Source organism: Erwinia mallotivora (assembly GCF_000590885.1).
In the GTDB taxonomy this organism is placed as follows: Bacteria; Pseudomonadota; Gammaproteobacteria; order Enterobacterales; family Enterobacteriaceae; genus Erwinia; species Erwinia mallotivora.
In genome coordinates this window covers 113824-128900 of record NZ_JFHN01000045.1, presented here as the reverse complement: position 1 = coordinate 128900, position 15077 = coordinate 113824, and the positions used below count along the sequence as shown (strand labels likewise).

At 52.7% G+C, this 15077-nt stretch carries 11 protein-coding genes and 1 tRNA gene; 6 read left to right on the top strand and 6 right to left on the bottom strand.

Features of this window, described 5'->3' with window-relative positions; all coding sequences use genetic code 11:
* Positions 1-37: 37 nt before the first annotated feature.
* Together BG55_RS09405 and BG55_RS09400 are read right to left on the bottom strand one after the other, a co-directional pair.
* Complete coding sequence (locus tag BG55_RS09405) at positions 38-1294, bottom strand: tyrosine-type recombinase/integrase (RefSeq protein WP_034936854.1); 1257 nt, start codon at positions 1292-1294, stop codon at positions 38-40.
* 218 nt (positions 1295-1512) lie between these two features.
* Positions 1513-1597, bottom strand: a tRNA-Leu gene (locus BG55_RS09400).
* Between the two features lie 613 nt (positions 1598-2210).
* Here BG55_RS09400 and BG55_RS09395 point away from each other — a divergent pair.
* On the top strand, positions 2211-2708 hold the full coding sequence (locus BG55_RS09395) for a YjjA family protein (protein WP_034936852.1): 498 nt from the start codon (positions 2211-2213) through the stop codon (positions 2706-2708).
* Positions 2709-2895: 187 nt separating this feature from the next.
* On the opposite strand, the gene BG55_RS09390 is transcribed toward BG55_RS09395, so the two are convergent.
* Positions 2896-3516, bottom strand: a complete 621-nt coding sequence (locus BG55_RS09390) for a LysE family translocator (RefSeq protein WP_034936850.1) — start codon at positions 3514-3516, stop codon at positions 2896-2898.
* Between the two features lie 165 nt (positions 3517-3681).
* On the opposite strand from BG55_RS09390, the gene BG55_RS09385 reads away from it, so the two are divergent.
* Both BG55_RS09385 and BG55_RS09380 read left to right on the top strand, forming a co-directional pair.
* Positions 3682-5196: a hypothetical protein gene (locus BG55_RS09385; RefSeq protein ID WP_034936849.1), complete on the top strand. Its 1515-nt coding sequence runs from the start codon at positions 3682-3684 to the stop codon at positions 5194-5196.
* A 22-nt stretch (positions 5197-5218) separates the two neighbouring features.
* Positions 5219-6508, top strand: coding sequence for a DUF445 domain-containing protein (locus tag BG55_RS09380; protein ID WP_034936846.1), 1290 nt, complete (start codon positions 5219-5221; stop codon positions 6506-6508).
* Positions 6509-6663: 155 nt separating this feature from the next.
* Here the strand turns inward: BG55_RS09380 and lptG are convergent, their stop codons facing one another.
* Positions 6664-7740 (bottom strand): LPS export ABC transporter permease LptG, encoded by a 1077-nt coding sequence (lptG, locus tag BG55_RS09375; RefSeq protein WP_034936844.1) that lies wholly within the window; start codon positions 7738-7740, stop codon positions 6664-6666.
* Positions 7740-8840 carry an LPS export ABC transporter permease LptF gene (gene lptF, locus BG55_RS09370; protein ID WP_034936841.1) on the bottom strand — a complete coding sequence of 367 codons (1101 nt, stop codon included), beginning with the start codon at positions 8838-8840 and terminating at the stop codon, positions 7740-7742. The genes lptG and lptF overlap by 1 nt, the downstream gene beginning before the upstream one ends.
* A 286-nt stretch (positions 8841-9126) precedes the next feature.
* Between lptF and pepA the strand changes: the two genes are divergently transcribed.
* From pepA to BG55_RS09355, 3 genes are read left to right on the top strand one after another with little or no spacing between them, the layout of a single operon-like run.
* Positions 9127-10638, top strand: coding sequence for a leucyl aminopeptidase (pepA, locus tag BG55_RS09365; RefSeq protein ID WP_034936838.1), 1512 nt, complete (start codon positions 9127-9129; stop codon positions 10636-10638).
* A 3-nt stretch (positions 10639-10641) separates the two neighbouring features.
* Complete coding sequence (locus tag BG55_RS09360) at positions 10642-11097, top strand: DNA polymerase III subunit chi (protein ID WP_034936836.1); 456 nt, start codon at positions 10642-10644, stop codon at positions 11095-11097.
* 5 nt (positions 11098-11102) lie between these two features.
* Entirely contained in the window at positions 11103-13958 is a 2856-nt protein-coding gene (locus BG55_RS09355; RefSeq protein WP_034936833.1) for a valine--tRNA ligase, read from the top strand.
* A gap of 62 nt (positions 13959-14020) precedes the next feature.
* Here BG55_RS09355 and BG55_RS09350 read toward each other — a convergent pair whose 3' ends face one another.
* Entirely contained in the window at positions 14021-14866 is an 846-nt protein-coding gene (locus BG55_RS09350) for a hypothetical protein (RefSeq protein ID WP_034936831.1), read from the bottom strand.
* Positions 14867-15077 lie beyond the last annotated feature (211 nt).

Here is a 15077-nt window from a genome sequence, read left to right as displayed (position 1 = left end):
AGGGGCTGGAGCGGTATAAAATCAGATGAGTTGCTGTTCATATATTTTTGAACTCATACGGCACCACATACGCCTTCCGGTTTGCATCCAGATAATCCGCCCACCATTGCAGCATTAAACGCCGTTCTTCAATGTGTTCAGCTTTATGGATATATGCAGCCCGCACGCCATTGCGTTCCTGATGGCTCATCTGGCGCTCAACCGCATCCCGCGACCACTGCCCGGACTCAACCAGTGCGCTACAGGCCATCGTGCGGAAACCATGCCCGCACAGTTCTGTAGCGGTGTCATATCCCATGACCCGCAACGCATTGTTGACGGTGTTTTCACTCATCGGTTTAGTTGGCCGATGGTCGCCAGGAAATATCAGTTCGTGACCACCACTGATGGCCTTAATCTCTTTCAGCAGCGCCAAAGCCTGGCGGGATAAAGGTACTAAATGCTCAGTGCGCATTTTTGCCCCGCGCTGGGAGTGCTTCACGCCGGGAATAGCTTCACGTTCAGCCGGTATAGTCCACATAGCGCGTTTAAAGTCGATTTCAGTCCAACGGGAAAAACGTAGTTCGCTGGAGCGGATAAAGACACACAGCGTAAACTTTAAGGCCAGAGTGGTTAACGCTCGCCCCTTATAGCGTTCAATCCTTGCCAGAAAATCCGGTAGCTTATCCAGCTTCAACGCCGGGCGATGAGTTGCCTTCGGCGGCGCTATGGCACCAGAGAGATCCTGAGCAGGATTGCGCTCTATCAGATCGTTCTGCACCGCATAGCGCATAATATCGGTCACTCTCTGGCGTAGTCGCGACGCTAAATCGAGATGGCCGTTTTGCTCCACCGCTTTCAGTGGTTCCAGTAAATCTTTGGTTTTCAGATCCGCAATGTGGCGATGCCCTATCGCTGGCAAAATATTGCGCTCCATATCGCGCCATACCCGTCCGGCATGGGTTTCTGACCAGCGGCTTTGGCTGATGTTTCGGTGCCAGTCTCTCGCGACCTTCTCAAAGGTTATCAGCGCGGCCTGCGCTTCTTCTTTTTCTTCTTCCCGTTTTTCTGCCGGGTTGATGCCATCGGCAAGCAGCAACCGCACCTCATCGCGCTTTTCTCTGGCCTTCGCCAGCGAGATCAGCGGGTAAGCTCCGAACGCAATCCTGCTTTCTTTACCTGCAAAGCGGTACTTAAGATACCAGCGCTTAGAGCCGCCAGGACTGATTAAAAGATACAGGCCATGCGCATCCGCGAGTTTGTAAGCTTGCTCGCGAGGCTTGGCGGTGCGGGCTACAACGTCTGTCAGGGCCATGATTGGGGGTCAACTCTTAATCGAAGTGAACTGACCCTCATACTGACCCCCAAATCATCCGGATGTCAATGGACGAAAAAAGACCAGTGTGGATAAAACAGGTAAATCAGAGAATGGGAAGATAAGTAAAAATCACTTATTTAACAATGAAATATGGACATTAATGGAAGATTGTGGACATAAAAAAAGCCACCCTAAGGTGACTGATTTTCCCACGATGGTGCCGAAGGCCGGACTCGAACCGGCACGTATTTCTACGGTTGATTTTGAATCAACTGCGTCTACCGATTTCGCCACTTCGGCACTGAAGGGTATGCGGAAAACGTTGAGGATTATACCTTTGCGACCTGTTTCCGCAACCATTATCCGCCGCTGAGGGTGCAACTGCTGAAAAAAGCGCCGTATGCACAGCTACACTGATAAACGCCGCCATTTACTTCCCATTGCATCACCCCGCAAAGGCTCCCAAATGTTGACTACCAGGCTGATTCCCTGCCAGGCTTCGTACTGACTATCACCTGGCTTTCGGGCTTCCTACCTACCTGGCTACCTACCTGGCTACCTGGCTACCTGGCTGCCACCTGCCACCTGCCACCTCTCACCTGCCACCTCTCACCTGCCACCTCTCACCTGCCATCTGAAAATACCACCATCAAAACACCCTGCTTCAGCCGATTTTCGCATTACAAAAGCAGCGCGATCCTGCGCCACCCCCTGACTGGTCACTCATGTTCTGAAAACCATACTGAGGACAAAACCTGCAAAGATTCCTGCCCAGGATTACTCCCAAAGTATTACTCACGGCATAACCATGCGAACAGTTGGGGAACTCAACGGGGAGCGGACAGTCGGAGTGTAGAGATCGGTGTAGGATGGAAATACGCTGAGCAAAAATAACGTCATAAAGGGTGCAGATATGAAAGCAGCAAATAAGCTAATTCTGGCTTTAACGGTTTCTTCTTTATTTACTGGTTCAGCGCTGGCCGCCAGCTGGCAGGATCAACTCAGTAGCGCTGCCAGTTCGCTGAGTCAGAACTCCACCGCTAATGCATCCACCAGCCAGACGGGCAACTCTGTGAGCGCCCTGACTGGCCTGCTCAACGGGGGCAACCAGTCGCTTAGTGCCAGCAGCATGACCAATGCGGCTGGCGTGTTGCAATATTGTGTACAGAACAATGTGGTGGATAACAATGTCAGCTCGGTAAAAGACCAGTTGATCAGTAAGCTGGGCCTGACCGATACACAAAAAGCGCAGGATACCACCGATTATAAACAGGGCCTGATGGGACTGCTGAATACCGGTAACAATCAGCAGGTAAATCTCAGCAGTCTGGGCAATACCGCGCTCGGTAAGAAAGTGAAAACCAAAGCCTGCGATCTGGTTCTGAAACAGGGCAAGCAATTTATCTCTTAATCCCAGCCGACTAAGCAGGCAACGTCACCTCACAGAGAGGCGGCATTTTATTGCCATCACCAAACAGCATCCGGTAAGCGCCATTTCCTGATATTGAGGCTGCCTCAACGCCCGGGCGTTCATCAGTCTTCACCGGCCTTTAAGATCTTCAGACCTTGCTGCGCGGGGCGCGGGGATAACAGAACTTTTACTTCACGATCAGCCGGATCCCCAGTAATGCCATCACGCTGCCGCCCAGCCGGTCAAACATCGCTTTATAACGCAGATAAGTATTACGCGGTCCACTTGACGAAAGCGCATAAGCAACAAAGGCATACCATAGTCCGTCCACCAACATCGAGATAACCGGCAACGAAACGTACATTACTTTACTGATGTGCGGCGGCAGCAACGCGGCAAAGATACCGGCAAACACCACGGCGGTTTTGGGGTTGCTTACCTGCGTACCAAATGCGGTCAGAAAAGCACGCTGAAAACTCTGACCGGTCGCGTTCCCCTGGGTCATTAACAGCGGCTGTTTCGCGCCGCGAAACATTCTGAATGCCATCCAAAGCAGGTAAAGTCCTCCGGCGGTCTTCAGTGCCAGCCACAACCAGGGAACAGCCGACAGCAAAGTATGCAGGCCCAACAATGCAACCAGCGAGATAATAAACGAACCTGCCGCCATGCCCACGGCGGCACCCATCCCGGCGCGACGGGCAGAGGCCATCGCGGTGCGCGCAACCAGAATAAAGCTTGGGCCCGGACTGATTGCACCCAAAATCAATGCGCCGAATATTGTCGCTAATGCAATAATGTTTGCTTCCATTTTTTACCCCTCGCCAAAAATTAAATAAATTACAGCATTTCTCCCTTTATTCCATCCCGTACTCTTCGCAGATCCCGCTTGTCGCGGCCACGGTTTGCATCTGCGACGGGCAGCCTGCATTATCAGTCGCTGACAAACGTTAATTTTTTCTTCTGTGAGAAAACGATGCAAAAGGATTTAACCGAGCTGTTGATCGAACGTGATGCGCAGCAGCATAAAGCCGAGCTGGAAAAGCTGCGGGAAGAGAATCAACGCCTGCTCCAGCAGGTCAGTGACAAAATCGACAATGCCAAAGCGGAAATTACCGAAAGCGCCATTACTAAAACAATGGCGGTGCTCAATCATACCCGCGCCTGGCTGCTGGCTATCGTCAGTGCGCTGGCGGTGACGCTGGCGGTAATTGGCTTTGTCGGGGTGAACGGTCTGACCAGACAGCTGACGATTTATTACACTGACACCATACATAACTGGTTGCGCTTTGATGACGGCAGCAGCGACAGCCATAAGATACTGGATAATCTGCGTACCAGCGCCCTGCTGGACTCGCTGAGCATACGCTATGCCCGCGATAAAACCCGTGGCGGTCTTTCAAGGCCAGAGTTAAATGATGCCGAAAAGCAGCGACTGATGTCGATTATCCTCAATCCCACATCAGATGATTATCAGTTTCGGGATGCGCTGAACCTGATTATCGCCAGCCGGGGAATCTTTGGCAGAGTGATGGCCGACGATACCGGCAAAAAAATCGCCGCGATCCTCGCCAGTAACGATTACAACAATGATAAGAAAGTTAACGTGCTGGAGGCGATGAGTAGTGAGCGCGCTCTTTTTCCCTTCTCACTGGAAATGCTTAACAGTACCAATCCCAGATATGATGAAAATATCCTGATGAAAGCGTTTGCCAACGTTAAACAGTTTGATGACAAACGCGCCCGTCAGTTTGCCGAACAGAACCTGACGCGTTTTGAATCGCCCTATAATCGGATTGAGCTGGCAAAGTATCTGATTGAAATCGATGCAGACAGCAACGCAGTCAACGCGTTGATTGCTGAACTTAAACAGCAGAAAAGTGAACTCTGGCAGGGAAATGATAAAACACTGATCTTTGCCCGTATCGAGCACAACCTGAAAGCCACGCCGCCAGACGTACCGGCGCTGGCCGCGATGATCGATGCACAAATCGATAACGGATTAACTCTCAAGGTTTCCAGTTACAGTCAGGGCAAGCCCTGGTTAAATCTTGCACTGGAAAATTACAGCGAAGTTTTTTCCCAACCCGAAAATCTTGTGGGTAATCCTAAGCTGGTTGATACCATTGTTAAACATCAGCAGGTCAGCGCTGCGCGTCTGCAAAAAGTCAGCGGCTTCTTCCAGACCCGCGATCGCGGCACATGGATAACCACGCTGATGATGAAGCCTGCGGCGGATACGCTGATAACGCTGGATAACGGTCAACAGCTTGCTGGCCGGGAAGTTCGCGATACCGTCTGGTTACGGGTGGAGAAAATAGCCGGAGAGCCGTCGTTGATCGCCACCTGGCGTGACCAAAGCGGCCGGGTGGGCGAAGGCACCATTCGTGGCCTCGCCGGTGGCGAACTGGCCAGTTACTATATCGATTACAACGCTCAGCAGTTGAGAAACTATACCTGGTCGGATGACAGTGATTACTGGCAGCTATAAAGAGTAATAACAGGAAGCGCTGATGAATAAAGAAACCGAACTGGCGAGGGCGAAACGCCTCCCGCTGCTATTGCTGTGCGGTGCAGCGATGGTTTTTATCGTCACCGTGCTTTGTCCGCTGTGGTTTCCGCCCAGTGCATGGATAAGCGCGTTGAAGGCCATCTCTGAGGCGGCAATGGTTGGCGCTCTGGCCGACTGGTTTGCCGTCAGCGCCCTGTTTCGTCGGGTGCCAATCCCGCTCGCCGGTCGCCATACGGCGATCATCCCCCGTAACAAGGATCGCATTGCCGATAATCTTGCGCTGTTTGTACAGGATAAATTTCTTAATACCGACGCGCTGTTAACGTTGATCCGCCGCCACGATCCGGCACAGATGGTGGCCAGTTGGCTGAGCATGCCAGCCAATGCGGCAACATTCAGCAGCTACCTGCTGAAAATGGTGCGCGGATTTCTGGATCTGGCTGATGACCAGCGGATCCAGTCTTTTATGCGCCGGGCCATCCACAAAGCCATTGATAAAGTCGATCTCTCCCAGTCAACGGCGATGGTGCTGGAGAGCCTGACCAAAAATAACCGTCATCAGGCGCTGCTTGATGATGCCATCCGGCAGTTACTGCATCTGGTCAACAAACCTGGTACGCATGAGTTCATCGCCCGACAGGTGGTCGAGTGGCTGAAACGCGAACATCCGCTGAAAGAGAAAATGCTACCTACTGAATGGTTGGGGGAAAAGAGTGCGGGGCTGGCCGCTAACGCCGTTAAGTCGATCCTTAATGATATCGAGCAGGATGGCACACATGAGTTGCGGCAGGGCTTTAACCGTGCGGTACAGCGGCTGATCGCCCGGCTGCGTGACGATCCGGAGATGCAGTTAAAAGCAGAAGAGATCAAAAGCTGGCTGAAAGAGGATACTGCGCTGAATACCTACATCAGTCAGCTGTGGGGCGATCTGCGCAGCTGGCTGAAGATGGACCTGGAAAGGCCGGATTCCGTGCTCCACGCCAGGGTCAGCGCCGCCGGACAATGGCTGGGCGAAACGCTGATGCAGGATACACAACTGCGTCATTCGCTCAATCAGCATCTGGAAGAGGCGGCAACCCGTGCGGCACCAGAGTTTTCGGCTTTTCTCAGCGGTCATATCAGTGACACGGTAAAAAGCTGGGACGCCCGGGATATGTCGCACCAGGTCGAACTGAATATTGGTAAGGATCTGCAACGCATTCGCATCAACGGCACGGTAGTTGGCGGTGTCATCGGACTCATTCTGTATCTCCTTTCGCTGTTACCGCAGTTTCTGGAAACATGGCGCTGACGCTAATACGGCGATGACGGATGCCTGCCGCAAGAAAAGCCGCTGCAAAAAGTAAAAAAGCCCCCTTTACAGAAGGAGGCTTTTTTTGCACCAGGCAGAGATTGCGCGCAGTAAGCTGAGGTTACCGACGCCAGCACCCTGTCAACAATGGCTGCTTAGCGGCGCTTTAACAGCATATAAATACTGAGCATGAAAAACGCCGCACTGGGTAACAACGCGCCCAGCACGGGCGGGATGTTATAGACCAGGCTCAACGGGCCAAAAATCTGATCCAGCACGTAAAACAGGAAGCCAAAGCTGATGCCGGTAATCACCCTCATCCCCATTGACACACTGCGCAGCGGTCCGAAGATAAAAGAGAGCGCCATCAGCATCATCACCGCCACTGACAGCGGCTGGAAGATTTTACTCCACATGTTTAACTGATAACGACCTGACACCTGGCCGCTCTGCTTGAGGTATTTGCTGTAGTTGTAAAGACCGCTGATTGACAGCGAGTCCGGGTCCAGCGACACCACGCCAAGTTTGTCCGGGGTCAGCGTGGTTTTCCATTCACCGCTCAGCGTCTGGTTGCCGGTGACCTGTTTCGGATCGGTCAGCACCGACTCATCCACTTCTGATAAATCCCACAGCTTTTTATCAGCATTGTATTTTGCCGTCGCAGCATAACGAACGGATTGCAGACGACGCTGCTGATTGAAGCTGTAGATACTGACGCCGCCCAGCTCATTATTGTCTTTTAAGCGCTCGATAAAGATAAAGTTATCGCCATCCTTCGCCCACAAGCCATTCTGCGTGGAGAGCAATGATCCTCCCACCAGCTGCTGCGCACGATAGCTGCGCGCCATCTGCTCGCCCTGCGGCGCGACGAACTCGCCGATAGCCATGGTCAGCAACACCAGTGGAATAGCGGTTTTCATTACCGATGCAGCAATTTGCATACGGGTAAATCCCGACGCCTGCATCACCACCAGCTCACTGCGCTGGGCGAGCATTCCCAGTCCCAGTAAGGCCCCCAGCAACGCCGCCATCGGGAAAAATATCTCAATATCCTTCGGCACGCTGAGAATGGTGTAAAGTCCGGCGCCCAACGCGGTGTAATCACCCTGCCCCGTTTTGCGCAGCTGATCGACAAACTTGATGATGCCGGAGAGTGACACCAGCATAAACAGCGTCGCCATGATGGTGTTGAAAATCGTTTTGCCAATATAGCGGTCGAGTACGCCAAACATCAGACGGAACCTCCCTTACTGAAGCGGGCGCGGATACGCCGCAGCGGCACGGTATCCCACAAATTCAGCAGTACCGCCAGCGCCAGATACGCCAGGTTAACCACCCACATCCAGACCGCCGGATCAAGGCGTCCTTTTGCGCCGCTGGAGCGCAACGAACTTTGCAGCAGGAAGAAGATCAGGTACAGCAGCATCGCGGGCAGCATCGACAATACGCGCCCCTGACGCGGATTGACCACACTCAGCGGCACCACCATCAACGCCATCACCAGCACCGAGAAGATAAGAGTAAACCGCCAGTGCAGCTCGCTGATAAACTCGGGATTCTGAGAATGACGCAGTGCGCCAAACCCCATCTGCTGGGCATCATTTGGATCCAGCACCACTTCCTGATGACCAATAATCGCCTGATAGTTTTCAAAATCGGTAATGCGGAAGTCGCGCAGCATGGCCGTCCCTTCGAAGCGGGTTCCCTTATCCAGGGTCACAATCTGCGAGCCGTCTGCCCGTTGGGTCATATGACCTTTGTCGGCCAGCACCACCGAGGGTCGGGCATTGCCTTTGGGACGCAGCTGAGCAAGGAACACATTGCCAAAAGCATTCCCTTTAACATTTTCAATAAACATTACCGACTGACCATCGCCAGATTGCTTAAACTGACCGGCAGCCAGCGCAGCCGCGCCCGGGTTTGCCTTGGCGTTTTTGGTCACCTCATTCTGATAACGTGCTGACCAGGGGCCAAGCCAGGCCACATTGGCCGCCGCCACCACCGCAGTGAACAGCATCAGCACCATCGCGGCTTTGACCAGCACCGCTTTGCTCAGCCCACAGGCATGCATTACGGTGATTTCACTCTCGGTGTAGAGCCGCCCTAAGGTCATTAAAATGGCTAAAAACAGGCTGAGTGGCAAAATGAGCTGGGCCATATCAGAAATGCCCAGCCCCAGTAATGTCAGAACTAAATTTGTCGGAATCTCGCCGTCTGCCGCCGCACCTAAAATCCTGACTAACTTCTGACAAAAGAAGATCAGTAGCAGGATAAACAGGATAGCCAGCTGACTTTTGAGGGTTTCCCGAACCAGATATCTAATGATGATCACGCTGAGTACGCCTGTGAAAACTTGTCTTTTTGCAGGAAAATCGCTAATTTCATCGCTTATACGCCATTTTTATCATTGATGGCCACGGTCATAACTCAATCAGTATGACAATAATCGTGTTCTGGTGATGTAAAAAATTATTTTATCCAACCCGGATTAAGGGTCATCACCAAAACGAAATCTGATGCCCGTTATGCTAACGGCGTGTTGCCCGGCAACATGCGGTCAACAAGCGCTATATTCTAGCGGCAGCCAACGCCGTTGTCTTTAAGATTCAGGAGAGTGCATGGAGTTCAGTGTAAAAAGCGGTAGTCCGGAGAAACAGCGCAGTGCCTGCATCGTGGTTGGCGTGTTTGAACCGCGCAGGTTGTCACCGATTGCTGAACAACTGGATAAAATCAGCGATGGCTATATCAGCGCCCTGCTGCGCCGTGGTGAACTGGAAGGCAAAGTCGGTCAGACCCTGCTGCTGCATCATGTACCAAACATCCTCTCTGAGCGGATTTTGCTCATCGGATGCGGTAAAGAACGTGAACTGGATGAACGCCAGTACAAACAGGTCATTCAGAAAACCATCAACACCCTCAATGATACCGGCTCAATGGAAGCCGTCTGCTTTCTCACCGAGCTGCACGTCAAAGGCCGTAATACCTACTGGAAAGTTCGCCAGGCGGTGGAAACCTCGAAAGAGACGCTTTACAGCTTCGATCAACTGAAAAGCAATAAAGTCGAACCCCGTCGCCCACTGCGAAAAATGGTGTTCAACGTGCCGACCCGGCGGGAACTGACCAGCGGTGAGCGTGCCATTCAGCACGGTCTGGCGATTGCCGCAGGCGTTAAGGCAGCGAAAGATCTTGGCAACATGCCACCCAACATTTGTAATGCGGCCTATCTGGCTTCGCAGGCGCGTCAGCTGGCGGATACCTGGAGTAAAAACATCACCACCAGGGTAATCGGCGAACAGCAGATGAAAGAGCTGGGGATGAATGCCTATCTTGCCGTCGGCCAGGGCTCACAGAATGAATCCCTGATGTCGGTGATTGAATACAAAGGCAGCCCGGATGCAGAAAGCAAACCGATCGTGCTGGTTGGTAAAGGGGTAACCTTTGACTCCGGCGGTATCTCCATCAAGCCCGGCGAAGCGATGGACGAGATGAAATACGACATGTGCGGCGCGGCTTCTGTTTATGGCGTGATGCGTATGGTTGCCGAACTGAATCTGCCGCTGAATGTGGTGGGCGTGCTGGCAGGCTGTGAAAATATGCCCGGCGGACGGGCGTATCGTCCGGGCGATGTGCTGACCACCCTGTCCGGGCAGACGGTAGAAGTACTGAATACCGATGCAGAAGGTCGCCTGGTGCTGTGCGATGCACTGACTTATGTTGAGCGCTTTGATCCGGAGGTGGTGATCGATATCGCCACGCTGACCGGTGCCTGCGTGATTGCCCTCGGCCATCATGTCAGCGGACTGATGTCGAACCACAACCCGCTGGCGCATGAGCTCATCGGCGCTTCTGAGCAGGCTGGCGATCGCGCGTGGCGTCTGCCGATGTCGGACGAATATCAGGAGCAACTGGATTCGAATTTTGCCGATATGGCCAACATCGGTGGCCGTCCTGGTGGGGCGATTACCGCTGCCTGCTTCCTCGCGCGCTTTACCCGCAAATATAACTGGGCGCATCTGGACATTGCCGGAACGGCCTGGCGCTCTGGCAAGGCCAAAGGTGCCACCGGGCGTCCTGTGGCCCTGCTGTCGCAGTTCCTGCTGAATCGCGCCGGTCTGAACGGCGACGATTAATCCATGAAGAACGCCACCTTCTGGCTGATAGAAACCGATACGCCGGTTGATGGGCTCAGCGCTCTTGAGGCGCTGGTGTGTCACCTGGCTGAGGTAAACTGGCGCGAGGGGAAACGCGTACTGATAGCCTGCGAAGATGAAGCGCAGGCTGTACGACTGGATGAAGCGCTGTGGCAGCGTCCGGCCAATGCCTTTGTACCGCATAATCTTGCCGGGGAAGGCCCGGCATTTGGCGCGCCGGTCGAGCTGGCCTGGCCCCAGCGCCGGGGCAATGCGCCACGTGATTTGCTGATCAGCCTGCTACCGCAGTTTGCAGATTTTGCCACCGCTTTCCATGAAGTGATAGACTTCGTGCCCTATGAAGAATCTTTGAAACAGCTGGCGCGCGACCGCTACAAAGCGTATCGCAGCGTTGGATTCCACTTGAATACGGCAACGCCGACGCCCCCAACGACATAGCAGAAATGGAAAAGACATATAACCCGCAAGATATCGAGCAGCCGCTTTACGAGCACTGGGAACAGCAGGGCTGGTTCAGACCTAATGGCGACACCAGCCAGGAAAGCTTCTGCATTATGATCCCCCCGCCAAACGTCACCGGCAGCTTGCATATGGGTCACGCCTTCCAGCAGACCATTATGGATACCCTGATCCGCTACCAGCGTATGCAGGGAAAAAACACCCTGTGGCAGGCGGGGACCGACCATGCGGGTATCGCCACTCAGATGGTGGTTGAGCGTAAGATCGCAGCCGAAGAGGGCAAAACGCGCAAGGACTATGGCCGCGATGCGTTTATTGAAAAAATCTGGCAGTGGAAGGCCGAATCTGGCGGCACTATTACCCGCCAGATGCGCCGTCTGGGTAACTCCGTGGACTGGGAGCGTGAGCGCTTCACCATGGATGAAGGCCTGTCCAACGCCGTCAAAGAAGTCTTTGTGCGTCTGTACAAAGAAAACCTGATTTACCGTGGCAAACGTCTGGTGAACTGGGATCCTAAACTGCGTACCGCCATCTCCGACCTGGAAGTGGAAAACCGTGAGTCGAAAGGCTCAATGTGGCACATCCGTTATCCTCTGGCCGACGGCGCGATCACCGCCGACGGCAAAGATTACCTGGTGGTGGCAACAACCCGCCCTGAAACCGTACTGGGTGATACCGGCGTGGCGGTCAACCCGGAAGATCCGCGCTATAAAGATCTGATTGGCAAGTTCGTGCTGTTGCCGTTGGTTAACCGTCGCATTCCGATTGTAGGTGACGAGCACGCCGATATGGAAAAAGGCACCGGCTGCGTGAAAATCACCCCGGCGCACGACTTCAACGACTATGAAGTGGGCCGCCGCCATCGCCTGCCGATGATCAACATGCTGACCTTTGACGGTGATATCCGTGAAACCGCGCAGGTTTTCGACAGCAACGGTGAAGAGTCTGACGTTTACGACGCGGCTATCCCGACTGCGTTCCAGAAACTTGAGCGTTTTGCCGCGCGCAAAGCCATCGTCGCGGCGGTTGACGAACTGGGCCTGCTGGAAGAGGTGAAACCTCACGATTTAACCGTGCCATATGGCGATCGCGGCGGCGTGGTCATTGAGCCGATGCTGACCGACCAGTGGTATGTCCGCACGGCTCCGCTGGCTAAAGTTGCCGTTGAAGCCGTTGAGCAGGGCGAGATTCAGTTTGTCCCTAAACAGTATGAAAACATGTATTTCTCCTGGATGCGCGACATCCAGGACTGGTGTATTTCTCGCCAGCTGTGGTGGGGTCACCGCATCCCAGCCTGGTACGATGCCGACGGCAATGTTTACGTTGGCCGAAGCGAAGACGAAGTCCGTGCAGAAAATAATCTGGCTGCCGATGTGGCGTTGAACCAGGATGAAGACGTGCTGGATACCTGGTTCTCCTCCGGCCTGTGGACCTTCTCCACACTCGGCTGGCCGGAGAATACCGAAGCGCTACGTACCTTCCACCCCACCAGCGTGCTGGTCAGCGGCTTCGACATTATCTTTTTCTGGATTGCCCGCATGATCATGCTGACCATGCACTTCATCAAAGATGAAGATGGCAAACCTCAGGTGCCGTTCAAAACCGTCTACATGACCGGTTTGATCCGTGATGAGGAAGGCCAGAAGATGTCGAAATCGAAAGGTAACGTCATCGATCCGCTGGACATGGTTGACGGTATTTCGCTGGAAGACCTGCTGGAGAAACGTACCGGCAATATGATGCAGCCACAGCTGGCGGAAAAAATCCGCAAGCGTACCGAGAAGCAGTTTCCAAATGGTATTGAACCGCATGGTACTGATGCCCTGCGCTTCACGCTGGCGGCTCTGGCCTCCACCGGTCGCGACATCAACTGGGACATGAAGCGGCTGGAAGGCTACCGTAATTTCTGCAACAAGCTGTGGAATGCCAGTCGCTTTGTGCTGATGAATACTGAAGGCCAGGACTGTGGGCAGAATGGCGGCGAGAAGGTGTTCTCGCTGGCCGATCGCTGGATCCGTGCGGAATTCAACCAGACGGTGAAGGCATATCGTGACGCTCTCGACAGCTACCGTTTTGATATCGCCGCCAACATTCTGTATGAATTTACCTGGAATCAGTTCTGTGACTGGTATCTGGAGCTGACCAAGCCGGTGATGAACGGTGGCAGCGAAGCCGAACTGCGCGGCACACGCAATACGCTGGTTGACGTGCTGGAAGCTCTGTTACGTCTGGCTCATCCGATTATTCCCTTTATCACCGAAACCATCTGGCAGCGCGTCAAAGCACTGAAAAACATCCAGGCTGAAACTATTATGCTGCAACCAATGCCGGCATATGATGCGGCCAGCGTGGATGAGGCAGCGCTGAGCGATACGGAATGGTTGAAACAGGCCATCGTCGCAGTACGTAATATCCGGGCCGAGATGAACCTCTCCCCGGCTAAACCCTTAGATGTGCTGTTGCGCGGTGCGAGTGATACGGTTGTTAATCGCGTTACTGCCAACCACAGCTTCCTTAAATCGCTGGCCCGTCTGGAAAGCATTACCTGCCTGGCTGCGGATGATAAGGGGCCGGTATCCGTTACCAAAATTATCGACGGTGCTGAACTGCTGATCCCGATGGCGGGCCTGGTCGATAAAACCGCCGAGCTGGAGCGGCTGGCAAAAGAGGTGGCGAAGCTGGAAGTGGAAATCAGCAAGATTGAAAGCAAGCTTTCCAATGAAGGATTTGTCTCCCGCGCTCCGGCTGATGTCGTGGCAAAAGAGCGTGAACGCATGAGCGGTCTGGAACAGGCAAAAGCAAAACTGATTGAACAGCAGGCAGTGATTGCCGCGCTGTAAGCAGTAGTAAACTGCGATAAAGCCCGTTGAGCTTGCTCAACGGGCTTTTTTTATCGGCCCGGTTAAGATGTTCTGTGCTGTGCCTGACGGCTGCTGCTGCCGACCGGTTTAAATATACTGGCTATCCTTCCCCATATTCTTGCAACAACAGGCAGACAACCTTTTGTTGATTTGCCTGAGCTTTTTTTGCGCACATCTGGCGCATTCCGCATGTCGGCATTCCCTGATCGTTTATGTTTGTTTTCGCCTGGTTTTGACTCAGTCAGGCGGTCGTCATTACGGAGAGGAGTAAAAAATATATTTTTATTAAATTCGGGCCTGACAACAATATAATCCTTATTTCTGGAGGCCTCGATATCAAAAACTGAAGGTGCTTTGTTAATATCCAACATGCCCCATACTTCAATGACTTCACCCTCATTTCCGCCCGGGGATGTTAACTGCTGAGGCGTTCTCAGCGCATATGTTCTGGCATGTCCCAAATTCCCTGCAACATAAAATCCCTCACCATTAACATTATTTTTAAGTTGCTGATCACCTGGCTCATAATCACCCCTGAGTCCTTCATTAATAAGACGCTGTGCCACCTGTTTCCCGGTGCCGTGCCATCCAAGAAACTGGGCAACTTTTATATTTTTCGTATCTGAGCTATTTATTCCTCTTTCACTGGCCACACACTTAAACCTTGAAAGAAAATATTTTTCAGCCTTTTTTTCTTGCTTTAACTCTTTTTCAGAACATTGCCCCAGTGCACTTTCTGCACTCTGAAAAATGTTATAGTCAATTATTTTTCTATTTATTTCAATGTCTGAAACGTTCACTGCACTGGATAAGTATTTTCTCACCGGGTTATGGATTAGCCTTACATTTTCGCCCTCTTTTTTACTGATATGATTAATATCAGCCATACAACTCCTGGTTTGCTCACCGCTCAATTTAATTGCCATCATTTATTTCCCGGATAATAAAAACTGATGACACTTTATCACTGCATTAAATCAGTGAATTTCAAAATTCATTTTTTAGAGCGAACAGGGCCGAGTTTCCAAAGAGAAATTTATATTCTGGTGATAATTGCAACTTCATTAACCAGATGTTATTACATCTGCCATGCAATCA

Excerpts from the sequence above, each read along its gene's own strand:
- BG55_RS09405 (WP_034936854.1), bottom strand. The coding sequence starts at position 1,294 with ATGGCCCTGACAGACGTTGTAGCCCGCACCGCCAAGCCTCGCGAGCAA.
- BG55_RS09395 (WP_034936852.1), top strand. The coding sequence starts at position 2,211 with ATGAAAGCAGCAAATAAGCTAATTCTGGCTTTAACGGTTTCTTCTTTA.
- BG55_RS09390 (WP_034936850.1), bottom strand. The coding sequence starts at position 3,516 with ATGGAAGCAAACATTATTGCATTAGCGACAATATTCGGCGCATTGATT.
- BG55_RS09385 (WP_034936849.1), top strand. The coding sequence starts at position 3,682 with ATGCAAAAGGATTTAACCGAGCTGTTGATCGAACGTGATGCGCAGCAG.
- BG55_RS09380 (WP_034936846.1), top strand. The coding sequence starts at position 5,219 with ATGAATAAAGAAACCGAACTGGCGAGGGCGAAACGCCTCCCGCTGCTA.
- lptG (WP_034936844.1), bottom strand. The coding sequence starts at position 7,740 with ATGTTTGGCGTACTCGACCGCTATATTGGCAAAACGATTTTCAACACC.
- pepA (WP_034936838.1), top strand. The coding sequence starts at position 9,127 with ATGGAGTTCAGTGTAAAAAGCGGTAGTCCGGAGAAACAGCGCAGTGCC.
- BG55_RS09360 (WP_034936836.1), top strand. The coding sequence starts at position 10,642 with ATGAAGAACGCCACCTTCTGGCTGATAGAAACCGATACGCCGGTTGAT.
- BG55_RS09355 (WP_034936833.1), top strand. The coding sequence starts at position 11,103 with ATGGAAAAGACATATAACCCGCAAGATATCGAGCAGCCGCTTTACGAG.
- BG55_RS09350 (WP_034936831.1), bottom strand. The coding sequence starts at position 14,866 with ATGGCTGATATTAATCATATCAGTAAAAAAGAGGGCGAAAATGTAAGG.